The following is a 13,826-nucleotide window of genomic DNA, read 5'->3' as shown; positions in this document are numbered from 1 at the left end:
ATTGCCTGGCCTGATTTTTACCGCTCTTTTGGCAGGAAACCAGCCGCTAACTTGGCCGGTTTCCTGTGCCGAAACGGCCTACAAAGAGTTGATCACACACACCATCGTCGTCGCGGTCGGGGTGGCCGCTGACGGACGCCGGGAAGTCCTCGGCTTCGACGTCGGTGACAGCGAGAACGAGGGCTTCTGGACGTCGTTCCTGCGATCGCTCAAGACCCGCGGGCTCGACGGGGTCAAGCTAGTCATGTCTGACGCGCACACCGGCCTGAAGAAGGCCATCGGCACCGTGTTCCAGGGCGCCGGCTGGCAGAGATGCCGGGTGCACTTCATGCGCAACGTGCTCGCGGTGATCCCGAAGGGATCCCAGGACATGGTCGCCTCGATCATCCGCACCATCTTCGCCCAGCCCGACCGTGAGCACATCGAGAAGCAGTTCCTCGAGGTCACGACGATGCTCAGCCGCTCGCACCCGAAGGTCGCGGCGATGCTCGTCGACGCGCAACCCGACCTACTCGCCTTCGCCGCGTTCCCGCGGCGGCACTGGCGCCAGATCTGGTCCACGAACCCGCTCGAACGAGTGAACAAGGAGATCAAACGCCGCACCGACGTCGTCGGAGTGTTCCCCAACGCTGCCGCCCTGCTGCGCCTGGCCGGGTCGGTCTTGATCGAGCAGCATGACGAGTGGGAGGCCGGCGAACGACGCTACTTCTCCGAAGCATCCATGCTCGAGCTGGTTACCATGAACAACCCCATCGAGGTCATCGACGAGGCGGTGATCCTCCCCGAACTCGCCGCCGCCTAAGCTAGAACAACTGACCCGCATGGTGTTGAGAAACTCCACCACTCAGCGGGACGTGACCTTCAGTTGAGTGTTTGACGTCGGATTTGGGGGCGAGGAAGTGGCGGAATCCGCACGGACAAAAAACAGGGGCCCCGAAGTGCCCAGTACCCGGTAGCCGAAACATCCGGCGTGTGTGCAACGACGTTCCCATTTTGACGTCCGTGTTGTCAACCGAGTGGGGTGGTGTTTCGCCGACGGCGCATCCGAGGTCTGGTTCTAAAGGTTTCCTTCCCACGGCAGTTCAGGCCGTTCAGGTGAGCTAAAATGGTGCCACCCCAGGGGTGCACTTTCCATCGCGCGATGAGGCACCGAAGATCGCAAATACACCCTCGGCGCGTCTCCCACCCGGGACGGTTTCAGGTCCTGATGTTGAGGGCGGCCGGTAGCACCACGGGGGAATCGAACTGTCCAGTTCCCCGGAACGCTTACAAGCGTGGCGGCGCGTTCTTCCCCATCGAATCAGCGATCTCTGAGGGTCGCCCTTTCGGCAATTGCCTCCAGGTGCATGTGTCGCATTACAGCCGCATCGAACCCTTCCCGCAGGAAGGAGGGGAACGGTACCTGTCCGGTCAGCCTCGAAAATCGAGCCGTTGCTTAAATACTTCACTCGGTACATATTCTCGGCCTGCCGCTCGGCGGTCCTTGTCAAGCCCTTGGAGTGTCGGCGGTCTTCGGGCAAGCTGGTGTCATGTCAAGCAACAGCGCCCGGGCACCCGCGCGGCCGGTGGCGTTCTGCCTTCATGCCCTGGGCGCGAGTTCTGCCGAGTTCGCTCACCTTCGGGATGCCTTGGGTGGTGACATCGAGGTCGTCGCCATCGATCTGCCCGGGTTCGGTGACACGGCGTGGGTCGACGGGGCCTCGGTTGAGGAGACGGTCGAGTTCGTCATTTGTCGGATCCGTGCGTATGGTGCTGCGCGATGGATGCTCGTCGGCCACAGCATGGGCGGAAAAATCGCCTCGATCGTCGCCGCGCGGACTTTGTCTGGTCGGGCGCCCCTTTTCGGCCTCGCTGGCGTCGTGTTGCTGGCCGCATCTCCCGTGACGTCCGAGCCGATGGCAGAGGACCGCCGCGAGTCGATGATTGGCTGGGCTCTAGAAAGCCACTTGGCTTCAGACGGCCACTTGAGCGACGAATCGGCGCGCGAGTTCGTCGACTCCAACATCGCCGAGCCACTCGCCGGGATGGACATGGCGAGTGCGGTGTCTGGCGTGCGGCGCACGGACCCGCTGGCCTGGCGCGCCTGGCTGGAGAGGGGCAGTCGCGAAGACTGGTCTTCAGAAGTCGGGGACCTGGCTGTGCCAGCTCTCATCGTCTCTGGCGCCCAGGATGGGGAGTTGGGGGACCCCGCGCAGCGCCGCCTCAACGGGGCGACCTACCCGGCGGCGAAGTTCATGACGATCGAGCATGCCGCCCATCTTCTGCCGATCGAGCGTCCTCGGGAAGTCGCCGCCGCGATCCTGACCTTCTGGCATGACCATGCAGGGACGTCTCCGGGGGTTCCCCCGAGCACCGGCCGGGTCATCGCGTCGGAACGGACGAGCGAGCGAACCCGCGGCATCTTGTCCCGGCGGGCGGTGGCGGATGACCCTGGTTACCAACCCTCCGTCTTATCGAGCGAGCAACTAGCGACACTGCGCGACATCGCCGAGCGACTTGTCCCGCAGGGCGATGACGCGATCGACCTCGCCGCACGTGTCGACCAGCAGCTCGGTCGCGGAGGCGGCGATGGTTGGCGGAACGCGGCGTTGCCCGCCGACGTGGACGCCTATCGCCTCGGCCTCGACGCGATGGTCGGATTCGGCGTTCACGCCCCGGAGCGACAGGCCGAGATAATCGCGCAGCTGATCGACGGCAGCTTCGTCGCCGGGGGCTCAACGCTGAGCTCGAAGCAGCTGCAGCTCTGGTTCGAAGACGCCCGCGTGGATCTGGCTCGTCAGTGGATGGCGCACCCGGCGACCTTCTCACGCGTCAAGTACGACGGCTTCGGCAACGGCGGCGACGGCGTCCGCAAGCAGGGGTTCACCCTTCTCGAAGCCGGCCGCCGAGAAGCCTGGGAACCGAGCGGCGGCGGCACGGAATGAACCTGAGCGGCATGCGCGTGTTCGACCACGCCGACGAGGTCGATGTGGTCGTGGTCGGATCAGGCGCCGGCGGGGCCCCTCTCACCGCGTCCTTGGCCTCGGCCGGGCTGAGGGTCGTGGTGCTGGAAGCGGGCCCCAACTTCGAGCCCGGCGAGCACACGCCCGACGAGACCGAGGCGGTCGACATCATCTGGATGGATGAGCGGCTCAGCGGAGGCGAAACACCGACCGCCTTCGGGCCCAACAACAGCGGCCGCGGTGTCGGCGGTTCGACGTTGCATTGGGGGGCCTTTACGCCGCGTCCCGACGCGCGTGACATGTCGTTCCTAAGCGAGACGGGTCAGGGTATCGACTGGCCGATCTCCCACTCCGAGCTCATGCCGTATGTCGCCCGCGTTGAGCAGTACCTCGGTGTTTCCGGGCCGTCCGACTATCCCTGGGACCCTGATCGGCACTACGCCCTGCCGCCGGTTGCGCGCAACGCCTCGTCGGAGATGATGGTGCGTGGATGCGAGGCGCTTGGCATCCGCGCGACCGATGCGCCCGCCGCTGTCGTCAGCCAGGACTGGCAGCAGGACGGATTCGGACTGCGCCAGGCTTGCGTCAACTGCGGCGCCTGCCACCAAGGATGCCGCAACGGCGCGAAAGTGTCGATGGATACCAGTTACCTCTCGGTGGCGGTGTCGCGCGGGGCCGAGATCCGCGCTGATTCGACCGTGCACACCATCGAAACAGACGAATCCGGCGCCGTCACCGCCGTGATCTATCGACGAGATGGCGTCGACCATCGCCAACGGTGCGCGATGTTGGTGCTCAGCGCCGGCGGGATCGAGACTCCGCGGCTGCTGCTGCACAACGCACTCGCAAACAGCACCGGCCAGGTAGGCCGAAATTTCATGGCCCATGGTGGCGTGCAGGTCTGGGGACGATTCGACCAGCTGATGCGGTCGTATCGCGGCTATCCGTCATCGATCATCTCGGAAGACATGGTGCGCCCGCCTGACGCAGGCTTCGTGGGCGGCTACCTGATGCAGAGCCTCGGGGTGATGCCGTTGACCTTCGCGACGACGCTGATCCGGGGCAGCTCACTGTGGGGTTCGAAACTCACCGCGGCGCTCGAGCGGTACCCGTACATGGCCGGCCTGGGGATCAACGCGGAATGCCTGCCTTCCGACTCGAATCGGCTCACCCTGTCTGACGAGGTCGACGAGCTCGGCGTGCCCAAGGCGCACGTGACCTTCACCGCGGGCGAGAACGAGAAGGCGATCGAGGCTCACGCGGTCACGATGATGACCAACATCGTGTCGGCGGCGGGTGGCCGCGACATCTTGGTTCTGCCGCGATCTGCTCACACCCTCGGGACCTGCCGGCTGGGCGAGACGGCCGACGTCGGGGTGGTTGACGCCGACGGTCGGAGCTTCGATATCCCCAATCTCTGGATCTGCGACACCTCAGTGTTCCCGAGCTCGCTGACCGCGAACCCGGGCCTCACCATGATGGCACTTTCGCTCCGCACCGCGGATGCCATCCTCAGCGCAGCGCGGTAGGTTGCCGCATGGTCGCCATGAAAGCCCGCACCGACGGCTATGTCGATCTGCGGGATTATGCCGCGATCGGGGACGGCAGAACGGTCGCGCTCATCGCCCGTGACGGCAGCGTCGACTGGCTCCCCATTCCCGATATGGATTCCACCCCGGTCTTCGCCCGGTTGCTGGATGCCGAGGCCGGCGGTCAGATTGAACTCGCGCCGACCGAGCCGTATACCGTGCGACGCAGCTACCTCAGCGGGACGAACGTGCTGCGGACGACATTCACCACGGAATCCGGGGTCGCACGCGTTACGGACGCGCTGGTCACGGGCCTCGCCGGACGCCTGCCGTGGGTCGAGTTGGCGCGTCGCATCGAGGGGATCCGGGGCGCCGTGAAGTTCCGCTGGAAGGTCGCGCCGGGCACCCGTTTCGCCTCGTCGTCGCCGTGGGTCGAAGACGGCCCCCTCGGCAAGATCCTGCGAATCGATACGGTCAACCTCACCGTGCGGGGCATCCAGCACGGGCCGCGAGGCGGCGGCGATCGCGCGATAGCGGGCGGATTCACGACGTCGAAGGGGTCGCGACACCTGCTTGTCGTCGCGGGAACGTCGGATGGCCCGCTTCCCATTCCGGTTGGAAAATATACGGATGCCGCCGTCGACCGCACAATCAACGCGTGGCGCGCCTGGTCGAAGGAATTCAGCTACGACGGCCCCTGGGCGCTCCACGTGCAGCGCAGCGCGCTCGCACTGAAGCTCCTCATGTGCGCCTCGGCCGGTTCGATTGCTGCGGCGCCGACGACCTCGCTGCCTGAGAGCCTGCGCGGCGGCAAGAACTGGGACTACCGCTACGCGTGGGTGCGCGATCTCGCCTACACCGTCCACTCGTTGGTGCGGTTCGGTCTGCGGGAGGAGACGCATTCGGCAGTGACCTGGCTGCTCCGGGCGCTCAAGGCTCACGGTCCCGAACTGCAGATCTTCTACACACTCAGTGGTGAGCTGCCGGGGGAGGTCACCACGCACCAGGTTCCCGGGTGGCGGGGGATCGGCCCGGTGGTCTCGGGAAACCGGGCGACCGATCAGGTGCAGCTCAGCGTCTTCGGCGACCTCTTCGACGTGATTCGCATCTACGTCAACGCCGGCAACGTGCTGGACGTGGAAACGGGCCGGCTGCTGGAATCCTTCGCCGAACGTACCGCTGGAGCCTGGCGACAGGAAGACGCGGGGATGTGGGAGCTCGAGGAGCAGCACCACAACACCTCCTCGAAGATGGGCTGCTGGCAGGCGCTGGATGCTGCGGCCCAGCTGTGCGAGGCCGGCCACATGCCCGGGGATGCGAAGCGATGGCGAGCCGAATGTGACGAGATCCGAACTTGGATCGACGGGCACTGTTGGTCCGATACGCTCCAGGCTTACGTCGCATTCGCCGGAAACGAATGCCTGGATGCCTCGGTACTGCTGCACGCTATGAGTGGCTTCGACCGCGGGCCCCGCATGTCGTCGACCATCGACGCCATCCGGAACGAGTTGGGCCGGGGCCCGCTGCTCTATCGCTACAGCGGGGCCGACCAGGAGGAGGGAGCCTTCGTCGCCTGCTCCTTCTGGATGGCGAGCGCACTCGCCTGCGTGGGTCGCCACGACGAGGCCGCGGCGCTCATGGACGAACTCGTCGAGCTCTCGAACGACGTGGGCCTGCTCGCCGAGATGATCGAGCCGAGCGATCGCTCGTTCCTCGGCAATCTGCCCCAGGGCCTCAGCCACATCGGGCTCATCAACGCGGCCATCACCATCGAAGAGCTCTCGGGTGCCGACGGCGCATCCCGCTCGGCAAGGAGACAGAAATGACAAAGCCCGCTGCAACACCCGCCCCCGCGAAGCCGGACCAGTACACCTTCGGCGATCCGCGCACCCGCTACCCCGTCATCAGCCCACCCGTCCAGCAGCAAGACGAGCCCGGTATCCAGTCGCAGATGACGCCGGTGCCCGACCTCGGCGAGGCGACGTACCGCGGAACCGGCCGACTCACCGGCCGGCGTGCCTTGATCACGGGAGCAGACTCCGGCATCGGTGGCGCAGTGGCTATCGCCTTCGCCCGCGAGGGAGCCGATATCACGATGTCGTACCGCCCAGAAGAGGAGTCGGATGCGCGTCACATTGCCGACGTCATCAAGCGGGCCGGTCGGACCGCGACGTTGGTGCCGGGCGATCTCACCGACCCGGCCTACTGCCGAGCGCTCGTCGACACGGCGGTGAGCGCCATGGGTGGACTCGACGCGGTCGTCAACGTCGCCGGAAAGCAGGTGTGGCAACCCACGCTCGCGGAGCTCAGCGATGAGCAGTTCGAGCAGACCTACGCGACGAACGTCTTCGCACTCTTCTGGATCATCAAGGCGGCCGTGCCCCACCTCGAACCCGGTTCGACGATCATCAACACCGCGTCGCTCGAGGCCTACACCCCCTCACCGGATCGATTGGACTACGCGAGCACCAAAGGCGCAATCAACAATCTCTCTAAGGGGCTGGCCCAGCACCTCATCCCGCACGGCATCCGAGTCAATGTCGTCGCACCGGGGCCGACCTGGACCGCCTTGCAGGTCACGCGCGGCGTGGACCCGGAGACGCTTCCCGAGTTCGGATCCAGCGAGACGTCGATGGGACGAGCCGCGCAACCGGCCGAGCTGGCGCCGGCATACGTGTTTCTCGCCTCCGCGGAATCCAGCTTCGTCGTCGGGGAGACCCTCAACGTGAACGGTGGGATGAACACGCCCTAAGAGCAGCCGCCAGCCAAATGGCCGAAGCTTGTTCCGTTGTACGGCGACCGGTTTTTCCGGCTGATCCCATCGGACCTTCCGCACCCGTGTTTTCGGTGTACCAGACCGACGTGATTATCTACGACGATGATCTGCTCGACTACGTCCAGAATGAATTCGGCAGCCAGAATATGGCTTCCTCCCGGCTCAACGCGCATAGTCTCGAGCCTTGGGCACTTTTCGCCTTCGACATGGACCTGGAATAGTCGACGATGAGATTCTCGTCGTGTGTACGGGCTCGAGGCCGAGCCCCAAGAGACTTTCAGTATTCATAACTCGTGGGTGCCCAAGGTCACACCAGGTGAATCGAACTGGTTCGCGTACCTTGGCTCCGCGCGACCATAGCGGGCGGGTACCGTGGAAAAAGCGTTGAATAAACGTTGAGTGCATCAAGTCTTGTCCATTCGGTGAGGACAAGAAACCCTGGTCAAACGATGTTCGTGGTGCCCCCGGTTGGAATCGAACCAACGACAAGCGGATTAGAAGCTCGCTGTTTAATGGTTTTGGGGGCAATGAATCATTGAACATCCGCATGATTACGCGGTTCACATCTCGCTAGCACCCCGTAGCGCGAAGACACTTAGGCTAACGGTTAGGCTAACGTCGTGCTAGGTTCTAGACATGAGCGAAACAGGGAACACCAAGAGCAGCATCTCCCCATCCGGGAACACGGTGCCGAGCATCACCAACGCGAAAAGCCTCGAAATCAAGCTCGGCGACATTGTTGTAACCGCGGGGTCCAAGACGCAACGGGTGGTAGACGGCATTTCGAGGGGCGAGGTTCACGGCACCCGCCTGGACCGGGGCAACGTGGCCCATTCCAGGTGGCTGAACCCGGACAAGCTCACGATTCTCGGATCGGTCCTCTAGACATGCCCACCAAGACGAACACCAGAAGAACCGGAGCCGACCTCGCGCGGGAGCTCATTGCGATCACCCAGCGCATTGACGATGCCAGCTTTGGGGTGGGGGTTTACCAGTTCAACGCCGGCCCTGAACTTGCCAAGTTCCGGGCGCGTTACGCAGCGGCCTACGAAGACATGCGCGCGCTAACCGTCGAGATTTCCCAGATCTAGCTCGCAACAAAAAAGGCCTCACGGGTGTAGGAGCCCGTGAGGCCAGTTCAATCCAAGCTCTCGACAAGGAAGGAACATCATGCACTCTAGCAACCCCCGTAACGCTTCAGTCGGCAGAAGACTGGATAGGTCCGGTGTCATGTGCGGCTCAATGTGGAGCGTGCATGCCAGAAGAATCCCCGAAGGGCCGCGGCCCCCGATCATGGAGAAGGTGGCCAAGATGATGAACGACAGCCAGGAGCGCAAGGCGTGACCAAGCCTCGTGTCCCGAAGCCTGAACCCGAGGCTGTGAAGAAGACCCGCCAGCCGCGTGGGGAGCCCCGACCGTACCAGCGCGCATCCGATGGAATGTGGTGCGTGCCCGTCGAGCTCCCCTCGCGTGACGGCACACGCCGGCGCAAGGTCCTCGTCGCCAAGACCGAGGGCGCCGTGAAGCTCAAGGCAAAGAACGCCAGGCGCGACCTGCTCAAGAACGGGGATCTCTCGACGTCGAGTGTCACCGTTGAGAAGTGGATGAACATCTGGTTTGACACGATCGCGCTGAAGAAGATTGCCCCGCGTACTGCGAGCGCATACCGGGGCCAGATCAACAACTACGTGATCCCCGCGATTGGCAAGATCCGGTTGGACAAACTGACCGCTGTGCACATCTACCGGGTGGCCGATTACATCACGTCAAAGCCGAAGAACCCGAACGACCCGAGCAAGGGTTTCCTGTCCTCGACCACAGCGATGAACACGCACCGGATGCTGACGGTCGCACTCGACTATGCCGAACGCGAGTCACGCATCACGAAGAACCCCGCCAAGCTCGCTGACGCCCCACGTAAGGCCGTGGCGAACCTTGGCGTAATGACAGCCCTTGACGGCGTGAAAGTCCTACAGGCGGTCGCAGGTGACCGGCTGGGATCGCGCTGGGCGACGGCGCTACTCACGGGTGCGCGGCAAGGTGAAGTGATCGGGCTGGAGCTCGACCGGGTAACCGATGTTCTCGACCTGTCCTGGCAGCTGCAACGCATCACCTGGGAGCACGGTTGCGGCGGAACGTGCGGACGCAAGCGCGGCACCGACTGCCCGCAACAGAAGATCACGCACCCCGCCGACTGGGAATATCGACGCCTCGGAACCACCGGTCTGTGTCTCACCCGCCCGAAGTCTGCGGCAGGGTGGCGCATCATCCCCCTCGTGGAACCGCTGCGCACCATCATCGAGCGCCGCATCGCCGTGGCCGCGACCGAACCCAACCCGCACGGCCTCGTGTGGACGCAAGATCCCAAGCTGAACCGGGGCGGCGCTAAGGGTACGATACGTGTCCGGCAGCCCCTTGACGGCTCACCCCTCGACCCCTCCCCCGACAACCTCGCCTGGCACGCCGTACTCGAACGCGCCGGGGTCGCAAGTGTCCCCCTGCACGCCGCACGACACACAACCGCGTCCCTGCTACTCGAGGCCAACGTGCCCGAAGCGATCATCATGAAGATACTCGGGCACAACTCGTTCGCAGTGACCCGCGCCTATCAGACGGTCGATCGCAAGCAACTTGACAAGGCGCTGACGGCAATCTCCGCTTTGATGCCTCTCGACGTACCCCCAAAACAGGGTTAGACATGCCTAAACCCCTGATCAGCTGTCCCCATTAATGAGGACTACACAGCTTTGGGTGTCAGCGGTGGGACATACCGTTGAACCATGCACCGAGAATGGCTCGGCGCAGGGGAAGCACTGGGGTACAAATTGAGCAAGTGTGGATACACAATCACCGAATCAGCGGATGCAGCAGGGGTCGAGGAAAGAGACATCGAAGTCGCGCTCGCCACGAACAAGCTGAGCGCCCGAAGGGTCCCGTGCATGGGATCTGACCGGGCTATCGTCCTGCACGCAGATTTGGTGGCATGGCTGGAAACCATGCCGAGATGGATTGCCTAAAGCGGCGCAATCCCTCGGTCGGGCTCGGCGTTGCGTGAACTGGACGCAGCGTCGGCCTCGGCTATCACGGCCCGAGTTTTCAAGCCGAGCGCCCAGCAGATAGCGTCGATCTGCTCGATGTCGATCTGCTTCTCGCCGGCCAGTATCTTCTGCATTTGCGGTCGCGAGATTCCCACCGCGGCGGCCAGAGCTGTCTTGGTGATGTTGTCACGGCCCATGCGGGCGCGCAGGATAGACGTAATAGCTTCTGTGAGCGGACCTGGCACGCTCTTTGTTCCTCCGGGCATGCCCCCAGTGTGCCACCGATGGAACTAATCCGCTATTTTTCGCCTAAATAGTTCCATATGGTTCCTAAACGTTCCAACGTGTGCCATGCTGTTCTACATGGAACACACCAAGCTAAGAAGAGCAAGGATCGCGACTGAGCTTCGCGCAGAACTTGCCCGACAGAACAAGACCAAGGCCAGCCTGTCACGAGCCACCGACATTGCAGTACCAGTCCTGAGACGCCGCCTAGCAGGCGTCATGCCCTTCTACGTAGATGAGCTTGACGCCTGCTGCGCTTTCCTCGGGATATCAATCTCTGAACTCCTCCAGCGTGCCGACTCCGCTGAGGTTGCAGTATGACCGCCCTCGACCGCTGGTCGAATCTGGCCCCGGCCCCTATCGCCTATGACATTCCAGGCGCGGCCCGCGCTATCGGCCAGTCGGTCGACACCATCAAGAAGGCTATCGCGGCCAACACCTTGACCCCTCGGTTTCGCAACTCGAAGCCGATGATCCTCCACAGCGACCTCCTCGAGTGGGCTGAAACTGCCCCCCTGGACAAGCCGGAACCCCTGCAGAAGTAGGGCATCTGTCCCCCGTCGCTCTCGCCGGCGTCTGGGGATCAGGTTTGCCGAACCTAAAACGGCTGCACGACCAGCTCTGCCCCATGCCACACGCCGCCTCCGGGTCCGCGTGAAGGAGGGGGCGCTCGCTCATTCATAACTACACACGGAACCCCGCGAAATAGATGAGGGGAAGCCTCCGCACGGTTTAGCACCCGGCCGGAGAGGCGCAGCAGATTCGTTGCGTAGAGCGTCAGGCCCGTAAAGCCCTCGCTCACATGACCCAGGCCACAAACGGCAGGGGAGCACGACCGCTGACCCCCTGAGGTTGGTGGGTAAGGCCGTCGATGACCGCTCTAGCGCGATCGGCGGCAGACGTGGTTACAGACGGCCCTCATGGGTACCCGGTAAGGGCTAAGCGGTCACGAGGTAACCAGCCGGTCGGCTTCGAGTCCCGACCAGCCAGTGCGTGCGCTCACTGATCGGCGCACTGGCACTCACCAACAGAGAGGTCCATATGAAATACGTCTTACTCACCCTTGCCGCGATCGTCGTGCTTGTCGGTGCGTGGTTCGGCTACTGGGCGCTCGCTCAGGCCAACCAGACCGCACAGTACGGCGTGAACACGAACGGCCAGCAGTACCAGTCGGGTCTTGTCTCCCAGGAGCGCGACCGCATCGCCGGTTACGACAAGGCGCTCGACCCCGCGCAGAAGGCACAGATCAAGGTCACCTTCTGCCAGGTCTTCCCGGACCTGAAACCGGCCCCCACCGATCTGGTGCAGGCAAACGCCCGCATCTGCTTCTAACAGAAAGAGCAACCATGAACCGCAAGAAAACCATTCTCGCCTTGGCCGCCGTGGTCGCCCTCGGGCTGGCGCTGACGGGCTGCACGGAAACGCCGAGCGCCACGCAGAACGATCAGGTGGCGTCGAACAGCCAGTTGGACCGTTACCAGAAGAACCAACCGATCCCCGCCGCTGACTGGTCCCAATACAGGCAGACGGTGATCGACGTGGAGAACGCGCAGATCCACGGGGTTGCGACGACCACGTTCTTCTTCAATCAGGGCACGCCCAAGCCGATCAAGGTGTGCCCGTCCATCGGGTTCGCCGTCCCGACGACCGCGCAGCTGACCAATCCGGACCAGATCACCAACACCAGCGGGGCGGCGGCCGGCTACGGGGTTGTCGCACAGCAGGAGCCGAGCGGCGTGTACACGGGCGCATCGTCTGGAACGTACGTCGTCTGTGTCGCCTCCGATGGGAGTAAGTACATCTCCTACTGGGAGGGCGACGTGCAGACCGAGGGTGGCGCTGCCCACTGGGACAACACGCAGGGTCTGATCCTGCTCGACGGTGCACCAACCGTCACCGCAAAAACGCAGTAGCACGACGGGCGCCGAGTCGGTCGCGGGGTTGCGGAGGTTCGAATCCTCCCGGCGCTACGCACACACGAAAAAGGCCTCACCGGTTCGAGCCAGTGAGGCCATCACGCACACGAAAGGAACGTCATGGACACCGTACCAACTATCACCGGCGCCGACACGACGAGAGCCCGAGAGTCGGACCCGCTCACCTCCCACGCCGCGGCGGACAGCAACACGAACCGGGTGCACGTCAAGGCCGCCGTACTCCGGCTGATCACGGGCCGCCCGATGACGGACGAGCAGTTGACGGCCGCGTACTTCGCCGAGCTCGACTACGTGCCCGCCGACCTCGACTCACCCCGCAAGCGGCGGTCGGAACTCACCAAGGACGGCGTGATCGAAGCATCCGGCGTCACCGCCACGGGCCGTAGTAACCGACAGGTCAACGTCTGGCGGGTGACCTCATGAGCTTCACGCCCCCGAACTTTGATCCGCACGCCGACAGCATCGACGTGCCCGCCTACGCCTGGTCTGACCCGGAGATCTCCCGCCTGGATCTGATGGAGAACCGTCAGTGGGTACGCGACGCTGTGGCGCGGAGCCTCATGCTCCCGCCCATTGTGACTGCCCCGATTGCCCCGCCCCGGAAGTCGCACAGCGCACTCGCCTGGGCTACCACGGCGCTCCTACTGGCCGTCCTCGGCCTGCTCGTTCTCGCTGTGGCGATCTCCCAGTGACCGCCATCTGGAAGGTCGCACGAGTGCTCGCCGTCGTCTGGACTGTCCTCATCCTCGGCGCGATCGTCGCAGTCGTGTGGCGGGCTGCCTCGTGACCGCCGTCGAGGAGATCCAGGCAGCGATCGAGAAGCTGACTTCGCTTCGAGATGAGTGCGGCTACTTCGAGATGAACGGGTGGCTCGCCGAAGAAGTCCCCGGGGCATCGGGCGCAATCGACGATCCAGGATACGCACCGGTCACGAACGACCCACTAATGGTCACCCTGCACCGCACCATCGACGCGCAGCTCGACATCCTGTCCGATGGGCTGAACGCTCTCATGAATCCCTTGCCGTTCTTTTTCGTGAACGGTAAGGACTTCTCGTCGAACGTCTATCACTTCCACATTGAGCTCGCCCGCGCAATCAACGGGACCGCCTAATGGCTTCCTCAGGTCAGGGCGTCGCCGTCGAGATCGCCAATACCGAGTGCACGGAGCCCGTCATCCTTCTGGGCTTCGAGGTCCCTTGCAACTGGTCGGGCATCTCGGACGTCGACGTGGACTCGGACAATACCGCCTGGTGGACGTGCCCGTACTGCAGAACGCTCCACGAGACGACCGCTGAGGCGCTCGGGATGGGTGAGCCA

The 13,826-nt window shown here is 63.9% G+C and carries 16 protein-coding genes, 1 tRNA gene and 1 pseudogene; 16 read left to right on the top strand and 2 right to left on the bottom strand.

Translation table 11 applies throughout. The annotated features are described in order from the left end of the window. Positions 1–88: 88 nt before the first annotated feature. The 6 genes and pseudogenes from RCH22_RS04935 to RCH22_RS04910 form a co-directional block, all read left to right on the top strand. A pseudogene (locus tag RCH22_RS04935) lies at positions 89–802 on the top strand (IS256 family transposase); the annotation flags it as partial. 727 nt (positions 803–1,529) lie between these two features. After that, a complete protein-coding gene (locus RCH22_RS04930) occupies positions 1,530–2,924 on the top strand; it encodes an alpha/beta fold hydrolase (RefSeq protein ID WP_327012998.1) in 1,395 nt (464 codons plus the stop codon). Continuing rightward, a complete protein-coding gene (locus RCH22_RS04925; RefSeq protein ID WP_327012997.1) occupies positions 2,921–4,471 on the top strand; it encodes a GMC family oxidoreductase in 1,551 nt (516 codons plus the stop codon). The genes RCH22_RS04930 and RCH22_RS04925 overlap by 4 nt, the downstream gene beginning before the upstream one ends. Before the next feature lie 8 nt (positions 4,472–4,479). Continuing rightward, a complete protein-coding gene (locus tag RCH22_RS04920; RefSeq protein ID WP_327012996.1) occupies positions 4,480–6,297 on the top strand; it encodes a glycoside hydrolase family 15 protein in 1,818 nt (605 codons plus the stop codon). After that, positions 6,294–7,223: an SDR family oxidoreductase gene (locus RCH22_RS04915; RefSeq protein ID WP_327012995.1), complete on the top strand. Its 930-nt coding sequence runs from the start codon at positions 6,294–6,296 to the stop codon at positions 7,221–7,223. The genes RCH22_RS04920 and RCH22_RS04915 overlap by 4 nt, the downstream gene beginning before the upstream one ends. A 110-nt stretch (positions 7,224–7,333) precedes the next feature. Next, a complete protein-coding gene (locus RCH22_RS04910) occupies positions 7,334–7,468 on the top strand; it encodes a hypothetical protein (RefSeq protein ID WP_327012994.1) in 135 nt (44 codons plus the stop codon). 235 nt (positions 7,469–7,703) lie between these two features. On the opposite strand, the gene RCH22_RS04905 is transcribed toward RCH22_RS04910, so the two are convergent. Continuing rightward, positions 7,704–7,773 (bottom strand) — tRNA-Ser (locus RCH22_RS04905). Positions 7,774–7,883: 110 nt separating this feature from the next. Between RCH22_RS04905 and RCH22_RS04900 the strand changes: the two genes are divergently transcribed. The 3 genes from RCH22_RS04900 to RCH22_RS04890 all read left to right on the top strand — a co-directional run bounded on the left by RCH22_RS04900 (position 7,884) and on the right by RCH22_RS04890 (position 9,943). Further along, a complete protein-coding gene (locus RCH22_RS04900; RefSeq protein ID WP_327012984.1) occupies positions 7,884–8,132 on the top strand; it encodes a hypothetical protein in 249 nt (82 codons plus the stop codon). A gap of 2 nt (positions 8,133–8,134) precedes the next feature. Continuing rightward, complete coding sequence (locus tag RCH22_RS04895; protein WP_327012983.1) at positions 8,135–8,338, top strand: hypothetical protein; 204 nt, start codon at positions 8,135–8,137, stop codon at positions 8,336–8,338. Between the two features lie 249 nt (positions 8,339–8,587). After that, complete coding sequence (locus RCH22_RS04890) at positions 8,588–9,943, top strand: site-specific integrase (RefSeq protein ID WP_327012982.1); 1,356 nt, start codon at positions 8,588–8,590, stop codon at positions 9,941–9,943. Between the two features lie 317 nt (positions 9,944–10,260). Here RCH22_RS04890 and RCH22_RS04885 read toward each other — a convergent pair whose 3' ends face one another. After that, positions 10,261–10,482 (bottom strand): helix-turn-helix transcriptional regulator, encoded by a 222-nt coding sequence (locus RCH22_RS04885; protein ID WP_327012981.1) that lies wholly within the window; start codon positions 10,480–10,482, stop codon positions 10,261–10,263. 166 nt (positions 10,483–10,648) lie between these two features. Between RCH22_RS04885 and RCH22_RS04880 the strand changes: the two genes are divergently transcribed. From RCH22_RS04880 to RCH22_RS04850, 7 genes are all read left to right on the top strand, one after another. Then, the gene (locus tag RCH22_RS04880; protein WP_327012980.1) at positions 10,649–10,891 is read left to right on the top strand and encodes a helix-turn-helix transcriptional regulator; all 243 of its coding nucleotides are present in this window, start codon (positions 10,649–10,651) and stop codon (positions 10,889–10,891) included. Further along, entirely contained in the window at positions 10,888–11,115 is a 228-nt protein-coding gene (locus RCH22_RS04875; protein ID WP_327012979.1) for a hypothetical protein, read from the top strand. The genes RCH22_RS04880 and RCH22_RS04875 overlap by 4 nt, the downstream gene beginning before the upstream one ends. A gap of 496 nt (positions 11,116–11,611) precedes the next feature. Continuing rightward, positions 11,612–11,902 (top strand): hypothetical protein, encoded by a 291-nt coding sequence (locus RCH22_RS04870; RefSeq protein WP_327012978.1) that lies wholly within the window; start codon positions 11,612–11,614, stop codon positions 11,900–11,902. A gap of 14 nt (positions 11,903–11,916) precedes the next feature. Further along, positions 11,917–12,483, top strand: coding sequence for a hypothetical protein (locus RCH22_RS04865; RefSeq protein ID WP_327012977.1), 567 nt, complete (start codon positions 11,917–11,919; stop codon positions 12,481–12,483). Positions 12,484–12,606: 123 nt separating this feature from the next. After that, positions 12,607–12,930: a hypothetical protein gene (locus RCH22_RS04860; RefSeq protein ID WP_327012976.1), complete on the top strand. Its 324-nt coding sequence runs from the start codon at positions 12,607–12,609 to the stop codon at positions 12,928–12,930. After that, entirely contained in the window at positions 12,927–13,199 is a 273-nt protein-coding gene (locus tag RCH22_RS04855; RefSeq protein ID WP_327012975.1) for a hypothetical protein, read from the top strand. The genes RCH22_RS04860 and RCH22_RS04855 overlap by 4 nt, the downstream gene beginning before the upstream one ends. 91 nt (positions 13,200–13,290) lie before the next feature. Further along, positions 13,291–13,620, top strand: a complete 330-nt coding sequence (locus RCH22_RS04850) for a hypothetical protein (RefSeq protein ID WP_327012974.1) — start codon at positions 13,291–13,293, stop codon at positions 13,618–13,620. Positions 13,621–13,826: the final 206 nt, after the last annotated feature.

This window comes from Cryobacterium sp. GrIS_2_6 (assembly GCF_035984545.1).
Lineage (GTDB): Bacteria > Actinomycetota > Actinomycetes > Actinomycetales > Microbacteriaceae > Cryobacterium.
This window is presented reverse-complemented; position numbering and strand designations above follow the sequence as displayed.

Coding starts and splice junctions, on each gene's coding strand:
- RCH22_RS04900 (WP_327012984.1), top strand. CDS start 7,884: ATGAGCGAAACAGGGAACACCAAGAGCAGCATCTCCCCATCCGGGAAC.
- RCH22_RS04915 (WP_327012995.1), top strand. CDS start 6,294: ATGACAAAGCCCGCTGCAACACCCGCCCCCGCGAAGCCGGACCAGTAC.
- RCH22_RS04885 (WP_327012981.1), bottom strand. CDS start 10,482: ATGGGCCGTGACAACATCACCAAGACAGCTCTGGCCGCCGCGGTGGGA.
- RCH22_RS04895 (WP_327012983.1), top strand. CDS start 8,135: ATGCCCACCAAGACGAACACCAGAAGAACCGGAGCCGACCTCGCGCGG.
- RCH22_RS04920 (WP_327012996.1), top strand. CDS start 4,480: ATGGTCGCCATGAAAGCCCGCACCGACGGCTATGTCGATCTGCGGGAT.
- RCH22_RS04865 (WP_327012977.1), top strand. CDS start 11,917: ATGAACCGCAAGAAAACCATTCTCGCCTTGGCCGCCGTGGTCGCCCTC.
- RCH22_RS04880 (WP_327012980.1), top strand. CDS start 10,649: ATGGAACACACCAAGCTAAGAAGAGCAAGGATCGCGACTGAGCTTCGC.
- RCH22_RS04860 (WP_327012976.1), top strand. CDS start 12,607: ATGGACACCGTACCAACTATCACCGGCGCCGACACGACGAGAGCCCGA.
- RCH22_RS04930 (WP_327012998.1), top strand. CDS start 1,530: ATGTCAAGCAACAGCGCCCGGGCACCCGCGCGGCCGGTGGCGTTCTGC.
- RCH22_RS04870 (WP_327012978.1), top strand. CDS start 11,612: ATGAAATACGTCTTACTCACCCTTGCCGCGATCGTCGTGCTTGTCGGT.
- RCH22_RS04875 (WP_327012979.1), top strand. CDS start 10,888: ATGACCGCCCTCGACCGCTGGTCGAATCTGGCCCCGGCCCCTATCGCC.
- RCH22_RS04855 (WP_327012975.1), top strand. CDS start 12,927: ATGAGCTTCACGCCCCCGAACTTTGATCCGCACGCCGACAGCATCGAC.
- RCH22_RS04925 (WP_327012997.1), top strand. CDS start 2,921: ATGAACCTGAGCGGCATGCGCGTGTTCGACCACGCCGACGAGGTCGAT.